At 46.7% G+C, this 17,495-nt stretch carries 12 protein-coding genes and 1 tRNA gene; 3 read left to right on the forward strand and 10 right to left on the reverse strand.

Features of this window, described 5'->3' with window-relative positions:
- Positions 1-19 precede the first annotated feature (19 nt).
- Positions 20-439: a hypothetical protein gene (locus tag ECHVI_RS21560; protein WP_015268130.1), complete on the forward strand. Its 420-nt coding sequence runs from the start codon at positions 20-22 to the stop codon at positions 437-439.
- Positions 440-680: 241 nt separating this feature from the next.
- On the opposite strand, the gene ECHVI_RS21565 is transcribed toward ECHVI_RS21560, so the two are convergent.
- The 4 genes from ECHVI_RS21565 to ECHVI_RS21580 are packed head-to-tail and all read right to left on the reverse strand — an operon-like array spanning position 681 to position 7,209.
- Positions 681-4,082, reverse strand: a complete 3,402-nt coding sequence (locus ECHVI_RS21565) for an efflux RND transporter permease subunit (RefSeq protein WP_015268131.1) — start codon at positions 4,080-4,082, stop codon at positions 681-683.
- A 2-nt stretch (positions 4,083-4,084) separates the two neighbouring features.
- Positions 4,085-5,248 carry an efflux RND transporter periplasmic adaptor subunit gene (locus ECHVI_RS21570; RefSeq protein WP_015268132.1) on the reverse strand — a complete coding sequence of 388 codons (1,164 nt, stop codon included), beginning with the start codon at positions 5,246-5,248 and terminating at the stop codon, positions 4,085-4,087.
- Positions 5,245-6,600, reverse strand: coding sequence for a TolC family protein (locus ECHVI_RS21575; RefSeq protein WP_015268133.1), 1,356 nt, complete (start codon positions 6,598-6,600; stop codon positions 5,245-5,247). The genes ECHVI_RS21570 and ECHVI_RS21575 overlap by 4 nt, the downstream gene beginning before the upstream one ends.
- Before the next feature lie 3 nt (positions 6,601-6,603).
- A complete protein-coding gene (locus tag ECHVI_RS21580; protein ID WP_015268134.1) occupies positions 6,604-7,209 on the reverse strand; it encodes a TetR/AcrR family transcriptional regulator in 606 nt (201 codons plus the stop codon).
- A 517-nt stretch (positions 7,210-7,726) separates the two neighbouring features.
- Between ECHVI_RS21580 and purL the strand changes: the two genes are divergently transcribed.
- Together purL and ECHVI_RS21595 are read left to right on the forward strand one after the other, a co-directional pair.
- The gene (purL, locus tag ECHVI_RS21590) at positions 7,727-11,413 is read left to right on the forward strand and encodes a phosphoribosylformylglycinamidine synthase (protein ID WP_015268135.1); all 3,687 of its coding nucleotides are present in this window, start codon (positions 7,727-7,729) and stop codon (positions 11,411-11,413) included.
- A 158-nt stretch (positions 11,414-11,571) separates the two neighbouring features.
- A tRNA-Gln gene (locus tag ECHVI_RS21595) sits at positions 11,572-11,644 on the forward strand.
- Here ECHVI_RS21595 and ECHVI_RS23485 read toward each other — a convergent pair.
- The 6 genes from ECHVI_RS23485 to ECHVI_RS21615 all read right to left on the reverse strand — a co-directional run bounded on the left by ECHVI_RS23485 (position 11,610) and on the right by ECHVI_RS21615 (position 17,377).
- Positions 11,610-13,163 carry a recombinase family protein gene (locus tag ECHVI_RS23485; RefSeq protein WP_342662028.1) on the reverse strand — a complete coding sequence of 518 codons (1,554 nt, stop codon included), beginning with the start codon at positions 13,161-13,163 and terminating at the stop codon, positions 11,610-11,612. The two genes, ECHVI_RS21595 and ECHVI_RS23485, sit on opposite strands and share 35 nt — an antisense overlap.
- Before the next feature lie 10 nt (positions 13,164-13,173).
- The gene (locus ECHVI_RS23800) at positions 13,174-13,323 is read right to left on the reverse strand and encodes a hypothetical protein (protein ID WP_015268137.1); all 150 of its coding nucleotides are present in this window, start codon (positions 13,321-13,323) and stop codon (positions 13,174-13,176) included.
- 196 nt (positions 13,324-13,519) lie between these two features.
- Positions 13,520-13,990, reverse strand: coding sequence for a JAB domain-containing protein (locus tag ECHVI_RS21600; RefSeq protein ID WP_015268138.1), 471 nt, complete (start codon positions 13,988-13,990; stop codon positions 13,520-13,522).
- Between the two features lie 226 nt (positions 13,991-14,216).
- Positions 14,217-15,131 (reverse strand): IS1595-like element ISEvi2 family transposase, encoded by a 915-nt coding sequence (locus tag ECHVI_RS21605; RefSeq protein WP_015268139.1) that lies wholly within the window; start codon positions 15,129-15,131, stop codon positions 14,217-14,219.
- A 533-nt stretch (positions 15,132-15,664) separates the two neighbouring features.
- Positions 15,665-16,138, reverse strand: a complete 474-nt coding sequence (locus tag ECHVI_RS21610; RefSeq protein WP_226333958.1) for a DinB family protein — start codon at positions 16,136-16,138, stop codon at positions 15,665-15,667.
- 819 nt (positions 16,139-16,957) lie between these two features.
- Positions 16,958-17,377 carry a hypothetical protein gene (locus ECHVI_RS21615; RefSeq protein ID WP_015268141.1) on the reverse strand — a complete coding sequence of 140 codons (420 nt, stop codon included), beginning with the start codon at positions 17,375-17,377 and terminating at the stop codon, positions 16,958-16,960.
- Positions 17,378-17,495: the final 118 nt, after the last annotated feature.

Genomic DNA, 17,495 nt, shown 5'->3' on the forward strand with positions numbered 1-17,495 from the left:
GAAACCTGATTTTATCGGTATGAAATCCTTTTACCTGCTGGTGATTTTTATCTCACTGACCGGATGTGACTTGTTCGATGACCATCCTACTTTCCAAAAATATCCCCAAGGACTTCCGGGAACATGGCAACTGGTCGAGCAGTCCTTTAGTGCTGGCGGACGGGATATGACGACCCAAACGATCGAAAACGGTCCCCTTTACCATTTTGGCCATGATGGGTCACTGACGGTCTCGACCGATTTTGACATATCATGCCATGAAGGCACCTATAAGCTGGACGAAGAAGAACTTGTATTCACCTATGGCTGTGACATGGGCGACACTCCAAATCCATTTACCTACCACATTACGTTTGAAGAAGACTATATGGTCCTTCGTCCCAAATCAATTGTGTGTATGGAGGGCTGCTCCTATAAATACAAAAAGATACTTCTCTAGTTCCGCAGGCGACGAGAAAGGCAGTTGTAATGCCTCCTTGCAGCGGTCCCGGGCCGACAGAAATACGGCTCGGTCCGCTCTTGGTGCCGTTGACGGCCGGTGGCGCATCACTGTCCCCAGGGACAATGAAATCCATCCGCCCAGAAATATGGCTTGATCAAAAAAACAAAAACCTCCGGGACACTGCCCCGGAGGTTTTAACACTTAAAAAACCACCAACCTTTAAATAAATCTATACAAACTATTTTCTTCGAATAGCTATATTGATCTTGTCTGCCAATAAATACATGACAGGTACAATTACTAACGTGAGAAAGGTCGCAAAGGTTAGCCCAAATATTACGGTCCATGCCATTGGTCCCCAAAAATCCGCATTATCGCCCCCTACGTAAAACTGGGGGTCAAAATCAGATAACAAAGAAAAGAAATCAATGTTCATACCGATCGCCATTGGAATCAACCCAAGGATGGTGGTGATGGCCGTCAGCAGTACGGGGCGCAAACGGGTCTTTCCGCCTTCGACGATACTGGCCACCAGGTCATCATAGGTAAGGTGCTCGTCCTCTCCCAGTCCACGGTCAGAACGTTTCCGCTGCCTTACAAGGTTGGTATAGTCGATCAGTACGATGGCATTGTTTACCACCACCCCGGCCAGGGAGATGATCCCGATACCGGTCATGATCACCACAAAGTCCATGTTAAAGGTCGCCAGACCGATGAACACCCCGATCGTACTCAAGATTACAGAGCACATGATGATAAACGGCGTCATCAGGGAATTGAACTGTGCCACGATGATCAGGAATATGGCCGCTACGGCAATCATCATTGCCCGCATCAGGAACTCCATGGACTTGGCCTGTTCTTCCTGCTCCCCGGTGAACTTGATGTCCATGCCATCGGGAAGTTCATAATCTTCCAGGCGTGACCTGATCCTGTTATTGATTTCGGTCGGGTTGAACCCTTCGTTGACATTGGAATAAATGGTAATCACCTTGTCCAGGTCCTTCCGTTTCACCGAACCGTAGGTGGAGCTATATTCAAAATTGGCAACCGAAGTGATCGGGATATGCCTTTTGTTGCCAAACTTGTCCATAAAATAGATCTTCTTGTTGACCAGGGCATCCACATTATAGCGATACTTCTCTGCCAGCCTCAACTGGATCGGATAGTCATCTTCACCCTCTTTGTACTTGGAAACTTCCAGACCGAAGATGGCCGTTCTCAATTCATTGGCGATGGTGGACGTGGACAGCCCAAACCGACGGGCCTTCTCCCTGTCGATATTGACGATCAGCTCCGGTTTGCCCGTCTGAAGGTCCATCTTCAATTCTTCGATGCCCCCGATATTGGCTCCTTTGATAAACTCCCGGATATCCTCCACTTCGGCGACCAGCTTTTCATAATCCTCACCGCTCACTTCGATGTTGATGGGTTTGCCTACCGGTGGACCATTTTGTTCCTTGTCCACAGTGATCTGTACACCGGGGTATTTGGCCATGGCCTCCCGGAGTTCCTCCATGATCTTGGTGGTATTCTTACCGTTACGGTATTGGTACTCGACAAAACTCACGGTCAGCATGGCCTTGTGGGGGGTCACGCCCATACTCGGCCCTTCGGAAGGGTCACTGGTCCCTTCCCCGACCTGTGCGATAAAGGCCTCCACGATATCCCTGTGCGGCTCGATCAGCTCCATTACCTCGTCCTCCACCTTCTTACTGAATTCATTGGTCGCCTCTATGTCCGTACCTATGGGATATTCGATAAAGATATTCACGTAGTTGGGGTCACTGCTGGGGAAAAACTCTACTTTTGGAGACCTGACCATCAACAGCACCAAGGAAAACACCAATACGCCGAACATGCCAAAGAAAAACAGGTATGGCTTTTTGCCCCTCAGGGCAAAGGAAAGCAATCCTTCATACTTCTCCTCCAGCCAGACCAGGAACACCTGCTGGAACCACCTGATGGCCCGTTTCATGAACACCGCGTTGATCAGCGTGATGATGGCGGCAATCAGGGCAATATTGGCCATGGTAAATACCTGGGCGATATAGCAGATGGCCGCAATGGTCAGCAGTGTACCGGCAATGATAAAGGAGCGCTTCTTGGGCTTCACCTTGTCCAGGTCCTGGATTTTCATGAACATCGCTGTCACCACCGGATTGATGACCAGTCCCACAAACAGGGACGAGGAAAGCACGATGATCAGCGTAATGGGAAGGTATTTCATGAATTCCCCCATGATATCCTGCCAGAAGGCCAGCGGAATAAAGGCCGCCACGGTGGTGGCCGTAGAGGTAATGATCGGCCAGGCCACTTCGCCGACCCCTTCCTTGGCCGCACGGATAGGGGTCTTGCCTTCCTGCATGAGCCTATAGACATTTTCCACGACCACAATACCGTTGTCCACCAGCATCCCGAGTGCCAGGATCATGGAAAACAGCACCATCATGTTCAACGTCACCCCGAACGCATTGAGGATCATAAAGGAAATGAACATGGACAGCGGAATGGCAATGCCCACAAACAGGGCGTTCCTGAAGCCCATAAAAAACATCAGTACGATGATGACCAAAATGATCCCCGAGATGATGCTGTTTTCCAGGTTGGCCACCATGCTGCGGGTCACCTTGGATTGGTCATTGGTAATACTGACCTTCAGGTCCGATGGAAAATGATTGGCCTCGGCCTCATCGAGTATTTCCTTGATCTTGTCACTGGCGGCCAGGAGGTTTTCGCCTCCTCTTTTGATCACATTGACCGTTACCACCGGCAACTTGGAAGCGCGGGCATAACTTTCGCGTTCCTTATAGGTATCCTTTACCTCGGCCACATCCTTGAGGTAGATGATGTTGCCGCCTTCACTTTTGACAATGATCTCGTTGAGTTCTTCGGGGTCTTCAAACTCCCCTGTGATCCGCAGTGCCCTGCGGAAATCCCCGCTGAGGATATTTCCCCCGGAGATGGTCACGTTTTCGGAGGATATCGCATCGGCGATATCCCCAAAGCTCACCTCCATGGCCTCCATCTTGAAAAGGTCGGCATTGACCTGGATCTCCCGCTCAATGGTACCGGTAAGGTCAGCACTCGAAATTTCGGGCAAGGCTTCGATCTCATCTTCCAGGTACTCGCCAAACTCCTTCAGTTCTTCCTGGGAATAATTGCCCGAAAGGTTCACAAACATGATCGGCATCTCCGAAAAATCCAGTTCGAAGATATTGGGATCCTGGTCCAGGTCGGTGGGCAGTTCGCTCTTGGACTTGTCCACGGCATCCTTGGTATCCTGCAGGGCCCTGGAAATGTCCACCCCTGGGTTGAACTCGATGATAATGGTAGAGTAATCCTGTATGGAAGTAGACTCGATCGTCTTGACGTCCTTGAGGGACTTCAGCTCCTTTTCAATGGGACGTGTGATGAGGTTTTCCATGTCCACCGGGGAATTTCCCGGATAGCTGGTCCCCACATAGACCGTGGGGATCACAATTTCAGGGAAACTCTCCTTGGGCATCGTCCGGTAGGCGTAAAGGCCCATAAACGTAATGATCAGCGAAAGGATGATCACACTGGTCTTGTTGTTGACCGCAAGTGAGGATAGCCCAAATTCCCTGGTTACATTTTTATCTTGTTGTTTTTCTGCCATGATTAACTTTCGACGATTTGAACTTTGGAACCTTCAGCCACTTCCCTGAATCCCTTGTCGATCAGCACTTCTCCTCCTGAAAGTCCTTCCTTGATTTCGGAGACCCGGTGGTAGGTCTCCCCTTTGGTAATGTATTGCTTTTTGGCCTGTCCCTTGTCCACCACATAGACATATTCCCCTTTGTTATCCCGTTGGATAAGGTTGGTGGGCACGGTAGTGGCCGCTTTGTTTTCATAATCCTTGATCCGCAATACCGATATCATATTCGGCTTGATGTGCTTCAAGCGGGGCAGGAACACCTCTATTTTGAAGGTCCTGTTGCTGGGATTGATGATGGCTCCGACCGCGGTCACCTTGGTCTTGATGTCACGGCCGAGGGAGGGAAACTCCACCCTTACCGAATCGCCCTGCTCCAGTACTCCTACATATGCCTCCGATATGTCCGCTTCGATGTACAGGTCACTCTCCCCGACAAAGTTGATGATCGGCATGCCCGGCTGCACCAGCTCTCCCAACTTGACCATGACCTCTTCCACGGTACCGTGATACGGTGCGCGGATGGTGGTCTTGTTTTTCTGTGTCTTCAGGGTAGCCAGGTTTTTTTCCAGAGACTCCACCCTGTTCTTTGCCTCGAGGTATTGTACTTCCGTACCGATTTCCCGGTCCCAGAGGCGCTGTTGCTTTTCGTACAGGGTAGTGGCCAGGTCCAGCTGGGTTTCCAGCTCGGCAATGTTGTTGTCGATGGATTCCCCGTCAATGCTCACCAATACCTCTCCCTTGGTAGCCCGCATTCCTTCCTGTACCTCGATCTGCTCTATCCTTCCGGCCACTTCCGCACTGATGTTGACGTTCTTTTTGGAGAGTACCGATCCGGTCACTTCCAGGTAATGCTCAAAGGCTTGGTTTTGGGCCTTCACCGTGGTCACCAATACGGATTTCCTATTGTTCTTTGCAAAAGTGGAATCCTCGGCGGCAATCTCCTTTTCGAGTTCCGAGATATTGTTTTTCAGCTCGTGGTACTGATCCTTGTATGCTTTCAACTGGGCTTTTTTGGCTTCCAGGTCCGACCCCTGCTCACCGCAGGAAAACGCCATGACCGCCACTAATGCCAATGATAATCGGGAAAAGGTCTTCATATTGCTATAATGGTATATGTATTTTTTCATCTTAATATTCCTAATGCTTTTTCAAGGTCCACCTTGGAGATCAAGGCGTCGTATAATGCGCTGTAGTAGTTGATTTCCGCCTCCACTAAATCGGAATCGGCTTCCACCACTTCCAGGTTGGAACCTACGCCCTCCGAGTATTTGATCCGGCTGATCTCGTACACCTCGGTGGCCAGTTCCATGTTTTCCCGCTGTACATCCAGGGTCTTGAGGTTATTCTGCAAATTTGTCCTTGCCTGGAAACGCTCCACCTCGATGTTATCGTCCAGCATGTCCATCTGGTTTTCGATCTGCTGCAGCTGGATGCGGTTTTGCTGGATCCGCTTGGCCTTGGCCAGCCCGTCAAAGATGGGAACATTCAGGGTAAGTCCCACAAATGCGCCCGTAAACCAGTTTTCACTGTCCCATACCGTATTGAATTCCTGCCCTGCGCCGTTACGCTGGTAGGTGAAATTTGCATTGAGGCTGGGAAGGTACTGCACGGTGTTGTTCTTGAGGTCCAGCTTTACCAGTTCCCAATTGGTCTGCAGCTGGTCCATTTCCACTCGCCGGTACCCGGGGTTGTCCAATAACTCCTGGATCTGCTGGGGCTGGTTCAAATCCCGCAGGCTCTCGGTCACGCTGATTTCATATTCAATGGGCAGGCCCATTTGGACCTTGAGCAATTGCTTGCTGATCTCGGTGGCCGCATTGATCTTGTCCAGCTCGGTCCTGATGTTGTTGTACTGGACCTTCACCCGCGAGACCTCGATCTTCTCGGCAAACCCCTCCTCGTACAGGGCTGTGGTTTCCTGCAGCAGCGTATCGATCCTGGCCAGGTTGGCCTCTGCGAGCTCCTGCCTTTCCTTGTTCACCAGGACGGTAAAAAAGGCCTTTTTGACGTTTTCGATCACATCGTTTTCGGTCTTTTCCTTGTCAAATTCACTGAGCTGTCTGTACGTCCGTGCGGCCTTGAGCCCCACAAAGTACGAACCGTCAAAGATCATCTGGTTTACCGTTACCGTTATGCCACTTTGGTAGTTGACACCAAACTGTACCGGCAGCACGTCCGATGGGTTGTCGGGATCGGCAAAAGGGCCTTCGTTGGGCAGGAACATCACCGGAATGGATACGTTCTTGGTAAAATCAAAACTGCCGTTGATCTGGGGCAGTCCCTGGGCCACCTGCTCGCCCACCGAAGCTTTCGACGCAAAAGTCTCCAACAAGGCATTCTTGGCATCGGCGTTGTTTTCCAAAGCGTACTGGACGCTTTCCTCTAAAGTAAACTCCAACACTTCCTGGGCGGATACCCGGCCCGCCAAAAGGCAGGTGAGCAGCACACCAAAAAGGGAGAATTTGGTTGTTAAACGCATGAATTATTCCTGATTATTGATTTTATAAAATAGTTCTCTTCCTTTATCGGTCAATATACCATGGATGAAATGGTCCATGATCGCCATCTGTACTTCCAGTACATTGAACTTTGATGGCGGGAATTTTTCCGAATCAAATGTACTCGCGATCTGGTCCATCCTGACCAGTGCCAAAATATCCGCATTGATTTCAGGCCTGAAAGTACCTTCCTTCTTCCCTTTCTCCAGGACGTCGGAAATGGTCTTGATGGCACAATTTTGCCTAAAATCCTCAAACAACTTCCAACACCCCGGATAGTACCGCTGGATCTCACTGAAGACCACCGGGTTGATGTACGAAAACCTGGACCGGATATACCTGGAAACCTCCACAAAATGCCATATCGCCCCTTTGTTCTCATCGTAGAGGTTGGTAAAAAACGCCTGGTCTTCCAGCATCTTGTTCCTAAAGGCCTCCAGCACCAATTCCGCCTTGTCCTTGAATTCCTGGTAAATGGTCTTCTTTGATACCCCGGCAGCCCGGGCAATGTCGTCCACGGTCACATACCTTACCCCCAAACGGGCAAATTGGTCCATGGCAATGGTCATTATCTTTTCGCGTGTCTCCAAAATCTCAATCCACTTCTAATTGTTCACGCATGCAAAACTGAGGAAACTTTATGGAATCTCAAAGTTTCCGACGTTTTATTTCAACACCTTGATCCATTTAACAAAAACCTTACAAGAAGTCAAAAAACAGTGCATTGGCCCCGTAAGGTCACCATCCCCCGGCCCCACTGTCCATATCCGATCAAAGCAATGCCCGAATACGAACAGTTCCATAGGCAAGCCTTTTTCCCTTTTGCAAAGGTATCCATGACAGGGCAAGCAACCATGATCCTTTAGGCAATTCCTCCGAAATACTCGGTAAAGTCCCTACTCCTATCGGTAAAGTGCCAAATGCCCCAACGCCCCTTTCCCTTAACCCGTTGAACACTAACTATTTGACCCGGAAGGGATTTTCCCAAAAATGGCAATCGCCATGCCCACCGGTGCCAATCGACATAAAATGCTATAGCCCCTTCCAACTTTTCAACCATTTGCGTACCTTTGCTGCTTAATTTATGGTCATCCAATAACAGCGGACATGATTCTCTTTTTCCAATCCCCACAAAAAAATACCATCTACGCGCTAGAAGCCAAGCAACCTGTCGCACCTGAAGATCTCCAAAAGCTCTCGTGGCTTTTTGGAGAAGCCGACCAATTGGCGCAAGAAAAGGTGGAAGGCAGCTTTGCCGGCCCCAGAAAAGAAATGATCACCCCTTGGTCTACCAATGCGGTGGAAATCGCTGCCAACATGGGCATCCCGGAAATCCTTAGGATCGAGGAATTCAGCCTTTTGGAAGAAGGCCAGAAAATCGATCCCATGCTCCAGGCCAAATACCCTGGGCTGGACCAGGACATCTTTACCATTGACCTGAAACCTGAGGAAGTACTGCCAATTACGGACATCAAATCCTATAATGCACAGGAAGGCCTTGCGCTGAGCGATGAGGAAATCGAGTACTTGGAAAAGGTCAGCAAAAGCTTGAGCAGACCGCTGACCGACAGTGAGGTGTTCGGCTTCAGCCAGGTAAATTCCGAACACTGTCGCCATAAAATCTTCAACGGAACCTTTATCATCGATGGAGAAGAAAAGGAAAACACCCTTTTCCAACTGATCAAAAAGACCTCCATCAAGCACCCCAATAAAATTGTTTCGGCCTATAAGGACAATGTGGCCTTTGTAAAGGGGCCAAAAGCACAGCAGTTTGCCCCCAAGAGCCAGGACAAGGCCGATTATTTCCAGCCTCAGACCATTGATACGGTGCTCTCGCTGAAAGCGGAAACCCACAACTTCCCCACCACCGTGGAACCCTTCAATGGGGCGGCCACCGGTTCAGGGGGCGAAATTCGGGACCGGCTTGCCGGGGGAACGGCCTCCGTCCCACTTGCCGGTACGGCTGTTTATATGACTTCCTATTCCAGGAGCGAAGCGGGGCGAAGCTGGGAAAAAGACCTCAAGGAGCGAAAATGGCTCTACCAAACGCCGATGGATATCCTGATCAAGGCTTCGAACGGCGCCAGTGACTTTGGCAACAAGTTCGGCCAACCTTTGATCTCCGGCAGTGTCCTGACCTTTGAGCACGAAGAAAACGACAAGCAGTTTGGCTTTGACAAGGTCATCATGCTTGCGGGTGGCATTGGGTTCACCCGGGAAAAATACAGCCTTAAAAACACTCCCGTAAAGGGCAACAAGATCGTCATCATGGGCGGAGACAACTACCGCATCGGCATGGGGGGAAGTGCCGTTTCTTCTGTAAACACCGGAGAATTCAGCAATTCCATCGAGCTGAACGCCATCCAGCGTTCCAACCCGGAGATGCAAAAAAGGGTGGCCAATGTCATCCGTGCCATGGCCGAAAACGACCATAACCCGATCATCTCCATTCACGACCACGGTGCCGGCGGCCACCTGAACTGTCTTTCGGAACTGGTGGAAGATACCGGAGGGAACATCGATATCGACAAGCTGCCCGTCGGCGATCCTACCCTTTCGGCCAAGGAAATCATCGGCAACGAATCCCAGGAAAGAATGGGCTTGGTCATTGGCAAGGAGCATGTGGAAACGCTGAAAAAGATCTCCGAACGGGAACGTGCACCGTTCTATGTGGTGGGCGAGACCACCGGCGACATGCACTTCAAGTTCGAAAACAAAAATTCCGGCGAAAAGCCGGTAGACTGGGACCTTTCCCATATGTTCGGCAGCTCGCCGAAAACCATCCTTACCGATAAGAAAACAACCGTAAACTATGCCGAACCTGCCTACAAGGTAGATGCGCTGGAACATTATATTGCAGAAGTCCTCCAATTGGAGGCCGTGGCCTGCAAGGACTGGCTGACCAACAAAGTGGACCGTTCGGTCACTGGCCGTGTGGCCACCCAACAGACCACTGGCGCCATCCAGGTACCCCTGAACAACGTGGCGGTAATGGCCATTGACTTTACCGGCAAAAAAGGCATTGCCACCTCCATTGGCCATGCCCCCGTGGCAGCACTGGCCGATCCGGAGGCAGGATCCAAACTGGCCATCGCCGAAGCCCTTACCAACCTGGTCTGGGCACCGATAGAAGATGGGCTCAGCGGGGTTTCGCTCAGCGCCAACTGGATGTGGCCCGCCAAGAACGAAGGGGAAAACGACCGGTTGTACAGGGCCGTTCAGGCGGTCAGTGATTTTGCCATAGACCTGGGCATCAACATCCCTACCGGAAAGGACTCCCTGTCCATGACCCAAAAGTATCCTGATGGCAAAACGGTTTATTCCCCGGGTACCGTCATCATCTCCAGTGTGGGCGAATGTGCGGATATCCGCAAGACGGTAACCCCTGACCTCAAACCGGCAGTGGGCACCGAAATATTGTACATCGACTTCTCCAGGGACAGTGCACAGCTCGGCGGAAGCAGCTTTGCGCAGGTGGTCAATAAAATCGGCAGCACCCCTCCTACTGTCAAGGACAGCACCTACTTTGCAAAGGCCTTTATGGCCGTCCAGCAGTTGATCGGAAAAGGGATGCTCCTCTCTGGCCACGACATCTCTTCCGGGGGACTGATCACTGCCCTGCTCGAGATGGCCTTTCCTACCCAGGAATGTGGACTGAAAATCAATACCGATCAACTCGCAGAAAAAGACATCATCAAGGCCCTTTTCGCAGAAAACCCGGGCGTGGTCATCCAGGCCAAGGAGGCCAAAGCGGTTAAAGCTACATTGGACGAACTGGGCATTTCGTATATTGCCTTGGGCGAGGTAACCGCTGACAGTAAAATCACCCTTGAAGGACAAGGACTGTCGCTGGATGTCGCCGAACACCGTGACACCTGGTTCAGGTCTTCCTTCTTGCTTGACCAAAAACAGAGCGGCAAAAAACTGGCCAAGGAACGTTTTGAAAACTACAAGCACCAAGCCTTGGATTTCACCTTCGGCAAAGACTGGGAAGGCACCTACGATGCCTTTAAGCTCAACCCTTTCCGCCACGATGCATCCGGCACCAAAGCGGCCATTATTCGGGAAAAGGGTGTCAACGGCGATCGAGAAATGGCCTACGCCCTTTGGCTGGCAGGCTTCGATGTGAAGGACGTCCACATGACCGATCTGATCGCGGGGCGTGAAACCCTGGAAGATGTCAACATGATCGTATTTGTAGGCGGTTTCTCCAATTCCGACGTACTGGGATCCGCCAAAGGCTGGGCAGGGGCCTTCCTGTACAATGAAAAGGCCAAAACGGCACTGGACAAGTTCTATGCACGCCCAGACACCCTGAGCCTTGGCGTTTGCAACGGCTGTCAGCTCATGATCGAACTCGGACTGATCAATCGCGACCACGATGTGAAGCCAAAAATGCTGCACAACGAAAGCCATAAATTTGAATCGGCCTTTGTCAACGTGGACATTCCAGAGAACAACACGGTGATGTTCGGATCCCTTTCCGGACAACGTCTTGGCGTTTGGGTGGCCCATGGGGAAGGTAAATTCTCCCTTCCAAAGGACCAGGAGGCGTATAACATCGGCATGAAATACAGCTACCAGGCCTACCCGGGCAACCCGAACGGATCGGACCATGCCGTGGCAGGCCTGGCCTCCAGGGACGGCCGGCATTTGGCCATCATGCCGCATATCGAACGTTCATTGGCACCTTGGAACTGGCCGCACTATCCGTCGGATCTAAAAGACCAAGAAATCACCCCTTGGGTAGAGGCATTCGTCAATGCCAAGGAATGGGTCGCTTCCCATCAATAACACAAAGGGTCCCTTGGCGCCAGTATTTTTTTTTACTGACTCCAAGGGACTTACAAAAAACCCTTAAAAAAAACTTTATAGCAGGGTTTGCATTAAAAAAAAAAGCGCATACCTTTGTGTCACATTTAAGGCAAACGAGGTCTTAAAGGCATAAATACTGACCCATGGTGTAACTGGCAACACGTCTGATTTTGGTTCAGAAGAGTCTAGGTTCGAGCCCTAGTGGGTCAACAACTCGGTCCAAAGTTGAATTTTTCGACTTTGGACTTATTTTTTTACAGGCTATCATACTGTTAATCTTATAGATAGCCCGAAAGAATTCGTTCACCCGAGCGGTTCGATGTTGCTTACCATCAAAGACGATATTTTCGGGGAAGATCGAACCAATTATCTTTCTTTTAATTCCCAAATCAGCAGTATCGAAAAATAAATCAAGCCTCTCAGCCATTCCAAGGGCCTTTTTGACTTTCTCTGGAATATCCTGGGTAATGATTGATTCGATTTTTGTCCCTTTGGCTTCCAATCGTTCTATTTCCTCTTCGCACCTTCTTTTTACCACTCGATAATCCTCAATATCCAGTTTTTCATCAATGTACAAATCCCTGGTTTTGGAAATCTTTTGTTCCAGTTTTTCTATGGCTGTTTTCAGCTTTCTTTTTTCGCTCAGGTCAATTTTATTTTCGCTTAAAAAAGCTTGATTAAAGATCATTTCGAATAAGTCTATCATACCCTTTTTGGGCTTGTATTTCGATAGGAATTTTCTGAAGGAGGTATTTACATCCTTGGCCTTAAACCTCACACCACATTTTGATGTACAGTGGTAATAATGATAATATTGGTTCCTACCTTTTGAAGCACTTGCTGTAAGGTTCCTGCTGCATTTAGGACATTTTAAGAAACCTCTTAAAGGAATCTCTTCTGGACTTACAATTTCAGTTCTCCGCTTTCTCTTTTTCAACTGTAACGCATCCTGCACCCTATAAAACAGATCCTCTGAAATCAAGGCTTGATGTTGAGCTTTTACAAAATGTCCCTTTTCACCATTAAATTCAGGGACATAAAGCTTCCCACAATAGAACGGATTTCTAACAATCCTCCAAAACTTATTTTTTGGCAGTTTAGCCCCTCTTCTTCTGGCATGCAAAAGCACCTGTTCTGAGGAGTAATTAGCAGCTGCAAGGTTTTCGAAAATCCATTTTACATGAGCTGCCTCTTCCTCCTCAATCTCTATAATAGGACGTTTAAAACTATCCCTAGCATTTCTATATCCAAAGGGTGCCATCCAAAGCCATCTACCTTCCTTTAATCCTCTCCGCATACCATGAAATATATTCAATGCCCTACGATCATTCTCTACTTCGGGTGCTGCCAGATAAAAGGCCAACATCATTTTATTTTCAGGGATTGACAAGTCCAAGGGTTGTTCGATGGCTTGTGGCTCTACCCCCAGCTTTCGGAGGGTATTGATCATCATATAGGCATCTCCGGCATTTCGACTAAAGCGATCCCATTTGGTAAATAGCACGAGGTTACTCTTATTCCCTTTCTCTTTAAGTTGCCCAAGAAGTCTAGACCATTCTGGACGATAAAATGTTTTAGCAGAAAAATCTTCATATATCACCCGGTTGACGGTAATTCCATGATTATTACAATACCTTACCAATACCTCTTCTTGGTTCCGCTGTGAGTAACCTTTGTCTGCTTGTTCGTCTGTACTCACCCTTACATACAAATCAGCCGTTTCCATCATATTATTTTATTTATTCCATTTCCTTCCGCAATACTGCCTTGACAATACCAATTGCCAACTCTTCCATAAAATGGAGCAGGCTACTTGCTTCTGATGAGGAAATGGTGTGTCCATGTTTCTCCAATATTTTTTGTGCTAGCTCTGGTTTTAATTCCTGCATAAAATGGATATGGTTTGGTAAACCCTATAAAGTCCATTGTTTGCTTGGAAACTATTCACCAGTTAATCCCAAGTAGGGTAAAATATTTTCACTCCTTTAAAAAATCGAAAAGGCACGAATACAAGATGGTCCGGCAAAAAGTACATCATCTTGATCAAGATAAAACTAAAAAATTACCAGCAATAAAAAAAGGGCCTTACAGCCCTCCTTCATCTGAGAATGAATAATAACTTTCAGAGGTCACAATAATATGATCAATTACTGGCAGTTCCATCAATACTCCCAATTCAACTATCTTTTTGGTAAGTATCCTATCTGTCCTACTTGGCATACGATTTCCCGAGGGATGATTATGGCTTAAGATGATTGCTGAACTATTGGTCTTTAAAGCACTGGCAAAAATCAACTTGGGATCAGCCACAGTTCCAGATATACCCCCAGTAGATATATTTACGATTCCGAGAACCTTATTGGCCCGGTTCAACAACATCACTTTAAACTGCTCTATAAATCGCAGTTTGGATTGATCCCAATTCCCAATTAACAGTTCATATGCTTCCTTGGATGAAGTGATTTTTGGCAAGTCTGACAACTTGATTTCCGGCTGATAGCTCAAAATTATTTCTGATACTTGGTTTGACACGAGATTTATGTTCTTGATATCCATAATATTTCGATTTAATGGTTAGAAATTAATTATGGTACGTAATACAGCTTGAGGGCAATCAAGGCCAAGTGGCAACGGAATAAATGAGGGCTATGTGGGCAGGAAAGTGTTTATGCCGGACACTCTTGGCCGCTTCAGCAGCCCGAAAGCTAAATTGTGACATGATTAATAAGAATCATTGATAAAAGCGCTTAGCCATAATGAAGGGTCTAATTTATTAATATGATTATCCGCAATCATGCCAGTAGGGATAAATAGCAGCAATGATGAGCCTGTCAAATAGTTTTTGACCGAAATATCTTCTGTTGAGCTTATAACAGAACTCGTCAAGATAGTTTTGCATCATTCTTTCACTTATCATATGGTATGTCTGCAGGTGTTTCTTTAAGTTACTTATAGCAATGTGTACCCATTTGAGGTTGAAGTGCCCCTTTTCGGTTCCCGATATCTCCTTGACATGCACATCTATACAATCACTCAGGTCTGAGAAGGTGGTGCTCATATCTGTTTGAAGCACGGAGTTTGGATCAATAAATTCCCTGACCAAATTCTGGGCAGTTTTCGCCTCCAGGTTCTTTATCTTCTTCATCTTAAAATATCTACAGCTCTTGTCGGACTTGCCCGTTTCAAGGTCTTCCAAAACCGTTGATTCGGCCATTACCGCCACAATCGACCGTTTTTGGCTGCCCCTGCCTCGTTTGAGCTTGTTCGGGCTTTTGGTGGCTTGGCCCACAAAAGCCTCGTCATACTCGACCATGTCTTCAAGCCTGTAGATATCATCGCGTTTCCCCATGACCTTGCGGAGCTTATGGTACATTCTGAAAACAGGTTCATATCGCTTCATGCCCAGCTGCCTTTGCAGTTCCGATGCACTGAATCCCTTCTTGGTAGCTGTAATGAAGGTCATGGCCAACAACCATGTCCTGATCGGAAGGTTACTGTTTTCCATAACCGTACCACTTTTGATACTTGTTCGGAAGCTGCAGGAAGAGCATTGAAAGGACTTTTTGTTGGCCAACCAATAATGCTTGGTACAGTCGCACCTTTTACAGACAATACCAGCTTGGCCCCTTTTCTGCCTGATAAACTCGACACAGGAAGATTCGTCAGGAAACCGATTGATGAAGTTGATGATATTCATGGTCAGAACCGTTTGTTTTGACCTAATTTATAGATAGTAATAACTCTATTGAAGCAATGGACACCAACTGTCAATGTTATTTTATTTGGCTACTGGTGCAATTGCGGATATACATATTTATTAATTTCAAAAACACATCTTTAACAAAAATAATGGCCTCACCGATTTATATTTTGGGTCAGTAAAATGGATTTGTGAAAGTTTTATACATTAAAGATCTATAGCGAAGGGCCTAATCTTAACCTATCCATAAAGTACAACGGTTTCTTAGAATTCAGCCAAAAGTAAACGTATAGTATACTAGGGGTATACTAGGCATGGGAGCATCCATAGGGGGACGAGCGTAAAGAAAACAGTCAGTGACTGTTTTTAGCGAGTAGCCAGCTTGCAGGGCAGCCCCAGCCCTTTTCCCCTCTAAAACCACCAAAAAAAATTAAGACCTTCCCATAACGTCCAAAGTTAGTTAATAGTTTATCTGTTCATCCCTGCCTGACCACTTGCATTCAGATTTTGTTAACTGTAATTTTTAGAAATTAATCCCAAATAAATGGTCGCTCTACCCCCATTCCTCTCAGGTACGAAATAAATTGCCCTGCGTGGACAGATTCATGATAACCTATTCGTAATAAATATTGTCCGAGTGGTTTCAATTCCCCATTACCAGGATGAATAATAGTGTTTTCAATAAGCTCTCTGTCTGAAAACTTCTGTACACTATTTAGAAATATTTCTCGATATGGTTTAGCAAATTCAAGTTCATCCTCAACACTCTGAAAGGGTCTATTCTTCCATGGAGTGCTGTAAGTTGACATATCACCATTATTAATGATAATATTCCAACCGTAGTCAGCCTCTAGGACGTGCCTAACCATTTCAATAGCAGTTGTTGCATTTTCATCAGGTTTCCAATTATAATGGCTTTTGGGGAGTCCCTGCCAGAGTGCTATGCTTCTGCGCCTTATTTCTTTAAAATTTAAAATAATTAATTCAGTTTGAGTCATTATCATAATATCGAAAAGTGTATTTTATTTTTTCTTAAACTTGATTATTACTCGCTTCAGTTAGACCTTATACTTCATTTACACCTTGACTTGACACTGGGGATCTCCACTAGGCATGGGAGCATCCATAGGAGAACCCCTACCCTTTCCCCCCTCCCAAAGCCACAATATAAAACCCAAACAATCCCTAGACGTTCCCTCTATGTCTCCTCTTTACTACTATCCGATCCCTGAAGAAACGAAATACTCATCGAAATCCCATTAATTGGCCTTTGGAGCATTCGGTTTTGTGACAGTTGATGGGGGCGTTAAAAAAATGAGTTAGCTCGCGAAGTGGACGAGCGAGATCTACTCATTTTTAGCCAAAATCAAGTGGCACAAAATTAAATTGAGGCAATTGAATTGTTATCGGTAACCAAATTTCCTCAATTTGAAGAAGGCTCCACGGGCCTAGATTCCTGCCTGCAGCAGGCAGGTTTGGTTCTTTTCATCAATGGAAATGCAAGGCATTCATGAAGACCGTTAAAACTATACTATCCCTGAATAAAAGAACATAAGATAACCACCAAATAAAATTTGGACGTTCCCTAGACGTTCCCACTACGTCTCCTCGATGTTCCCTCTATGTCTCCTCGATGTTCCCTCTATGTCTCCTCTTTACTCCTACTTAGTACTTCCCTTATAGATACCTAGGGGATGTCTTGGGGATACGTTACCTTCAGGTAAATTAATTCTTGGAAATATTATATTGATTAGTGGCATATTTTGGTAACTATAAACTAATAGGAAGTCTAACTAGAATAATATTAGGAATAATTAGGACACCTAATGTGTTTGCGAACCACTCACCTTCTTATCATAAATCAATGCCATTAAAAATAAGAACTGTAAGACTATAATGGCTATGACAGCATATTTAACCTCATAAGGATATAAAAATGCTATAATAGTAGGTAAGGCAAATACTAAGGAAGTTACAAAACTCCCTACAATACTATTTACATACATTACTTCATCAAGATTGTTATCTGCAAATTCAAAATACATAATGAGGAAAGTATTAAATGCCCATATCGGTGTAGAAATAGACGTCGCTAACAATATTAATTTGACTGTTTCAAGTTCAAAAAACAAAGGTCTATTAAAGGCATAAATCATCAATATTCCTGAACCTAATGTAGAAATCAATAGGATAATAATTGTCATTGCTGCGGGAAGCTTGATATTACCTAATTCAAACGGCATACTTTCGAATGTTTACTCATAAAATAATTAATGAAATACTAAAAACTACGTCACTTAATAATCTCCCAATTTTCCCAATAATAACCTATTTCATTATCCAAGGTCCCAATGTAAAACT

Origin of the sequence: Echinicola vietnamensis DSM 17526 (assembly GCF_000325705.1) — a bacterium.
Lineage (GTDB): Bacteria > Bacteroidota > Bacteroidia > Cytophagales > Cyclobacteriaceae > Echinicola > Echinicola vietnamensis.

Bases quoted from the DNA above. Each gene is read 5' to 3' on its own strand.
- ECHVI_RS21560 (WP_015268130.1), top strand. From the start codon at position 20: ATGAAATCCTTTTACCTGCTGGTGATTTTTATCTCACTGACCGGATGT.
- ECHVI_RS21565 (WP_015268131.1), bottom strand. From the start codon at position 4,082: ATGGCAGAAAAACAACAAGATAAAAATGTAACCAGGGAATTTGGGCTA.
- ECHVI_RS21570 (WP_015268132.1), bottom strand. From the start codon at position 5,248: ATGAAAAAATACATATACCATTATAGCAATATGAAGACCTTTTCCCGA.
- ECHVI_RS21575 (WP_015268133.1), bottom strand. From the start codon at position 6,600: ATGCGTTTAACAACCAAATTCTCCCTTTTTGGTGTGCTGCTCACCTGC.
- purL (WP_015268135.1), top strand. From the start codon at position 7,727: ATGATTCTCTTTTTCCAATCCCCACAAAAAAATACCATCTACGCGCTA.
- ECHVI_RS23485 (WP_342662028.1), bottom strand. From the start codon at position 13,163: ATGATGGAAACGGCTGATTTGTATGTAAGGGTGAGTACAGACGAACAA.
- ECHVI_RS23800 (WP_015268137.1), bottom strand. From the start codon at position 13,323: ATGCAGGAATTAAAACCAGAGCTAGCACAAAAAATATTGGAGAAACAT.
- ECHVI_RS21600 (WP_015268138.1), bottom strand. From the start codon at position 13,990: ATGGATATCAAGAACATAAATCTCGTGTCAAACCAAGTATCAGAAATA.
- ECHVI_RS21605 (WP_015268139.1), bottom strand. From the start codon at position 15,131: ATGAATATCATCAACTTCATCAATCGGTTTCCTGACGAATCTTCCTGT.
- ECHVI_RS21610 (WP_226333958.1), bottom strand. From the start codon at position 16,138: ATGATAATGACTCAAACTGAATTAATTATTTTAAATTTTAAAGAAATA.
- ECHVI_RS21615 (WP_015268141.1), bottom strand. From the start codon at position 17,377: ATGCCGTTTGAATTAGGTAATATCAAGCTTCCCGCAGCAATGACAATT.